This is a genomic window from Endozoicomonas sp. SESOKO1 (genome assembly GCF_024606265.1).
In the GTDB taxonomy this organism is placed as follows: domain Bacteria; phylum Pseudomonadota; class Gammaproteobacteria; order Pseudomonadales; family Endozoicomonadaceae; genus Endozoicomonas.
Window position 1 is genome coordinate 1 of the sequence record NZ_JAHHPP010000184.1, and the last position, 2,046, is coordinate 2,046.

General features: G+C 43.4%; 1 protein-coding gene. It reads right to left on the bottom strand.

All coding sequences use genetic code 11. The features are described from left to right. Nucleotides 1-1,894, bottom strand: a 1,894-nt coding sequence (locus KDK13_RS08990) for a hypothetical protein (RefSeq protein ID WP_257284642.1), incomplete at its 3' end; no start/stop codon positions are given. Nucleotides 1,895-2,046: the final 152 nt, after the last annotated feature.

Genomic DNA, 2,046 nt, shown 5'->3' on the forward strand with positions numbered 1-2,046 from the left:
TTTCCAGGGAAGTAAGGACTTCCCGCATCAGATAAACCATGGGCATTTTCGCAAACTCTGCAAGATCTGCTGATTCTGATTTTGATAGGGATTTCAGGTCGATTCGCAAACTTTGCCGGACAGCATCATTTTTGACTGTGTTAAGGTATTTGGTTGTCAGGGCTCTGATTCTTTGCTGGTCAAGTGCTTTAAGTTGGCCAGTTTTGTGGGTCATTATATCTTTGACGGTTAGTGCTGAGTCCCTGATCAGTTCCATTTTTGTTATCGGATCCAGGGCATCCCTGGTAAGACGACAGAAACCTGTCTCACTAGTGGGGCCACCTTCAGCCACGGGGTTTTGTGGTATGTTATATACAACAGAGAATGGCATTAGTGCATTTGGTATTTTAGTTTTTAGCTGCTCCAGAGTTGTACCGGTAATCGTCGTCACACCGGTTTCCAAATCCTGGACAGTCAGCCTGAAGAGATTGTTACTTTTGCTGAACGCAAAGTAACAGATATGTTTCTCAGAAGGTGAAACCCCAAACTGGACCAATTCAGTACCAAGGCTGTCAACAGGAATCTGGTCTAACAGTTTCTCGATCAGCTCACTTATTGAATTGAATCTGTGGCCTATATTGTCCAACTCTCCTAGTAGTGCATCCCTTACTTTTACTGCTGTTTTGATCGCCTGGTTGATATACAGGCTGTCAGCATTCAGACCCAATGAATCCGGATGGTTTTCTGGTAATATCGATTTCCCGTAATATAATATGTTCTGCAAGATAATTCTGATCTGGACGGGGAGTCGACTGTAATCGACACCAAACAATATTGACTTTGCCAGACTACTCAATGAATTTGAGTACATCCCATCTTGACCGGCAATGGCTGTGGACAATATGTCCCCGAAACAAAATCCCGGATCCATTTCATCTTCGAATGCCAGAATCAAGGCATTATGGGCACATGCTCGTATAATGATATCATATAGAAAGACCGATGCATCTGTCTTATCGGTCAGTGATAGTAAGGCGTCAACCTGGTTGGTTTCTAGCTCCTTGATATCGTTTAAAAGGTCAAGATAAGGGTTTTCTGATGCGTAATCATCCGGGGTACCCTGTACTTTGTCATGAAGTATATTAACTCTGAAGGTAATCTGGCCAGCCCGGTAGTAATCGTTGTTAGCGATAGCCTGTTCAATTTCGCTGTTGTATTTGAGCAGCCCTTTCATAATGGTAATTTTGTTTTTCATCGATTCAAACATCTCTTTGAATTCAGGATCATCAGAGATGGTATCGCCATTATACAGGGCTCTGGTGAAGGCGTCGCGTCTTTCTTTGAAGCCTTTGAAGAATACTTTCATTTCTTTAGTCATTGGCGCTGTCTCAAATTTAATCACTGCTTCGAGCAGAAATTCAGTTAACTCTTCTGTAAGTGTTCTTCTGGTTCTTATTCTTTTCGTGTTATCAAGTTCATGGTTCGATAGGTAATACTTTATTTGATCAGTGAGCTGTTTCAGTTCACTGTCGTAAACTCCGGCGGCGTATGGGAAGGATTTTTTAATCGCCTTCGTGAAGGAAGAAATAATTAATACCAGATTGAATAATTGATACATTTCCACTCTTTTTTTAATACTTGATATTAACGGGGACACGTCAACTGTTGGGTGTGATGTTGGCTGTGATGTTGGCTGTGATGTTGGATCTGAATGCTGCTGACGGAACTGATGTATTAGCCAAAGAGATGGATCATCCGGACGTTTACCGACGATTGTATCGGGCTGCGGAGCTATCCCGGAGATAGTATCGGGTTGCTGAGCGGTGATATTCCCCCCGTGATTTCCGGCAGTTGCCATGGGCCTGTTTTTTAGCTGTTGTTGATAGTCTGCCAGTTTGTCTCTAAGTGACGCCATTAACGTGATTTTCACGCTATCGGAAACCAATTCCCTCAGTGGCAGCAGGGGAGTAGTCGGTGTAAGTGGACTTGTTGCGTTGGTCGCCTGAGTTGTATTTACCGATTGGGTTGTAGCCGTTGCTGCACTGTCGTGAACGGTTGTATGTGTTG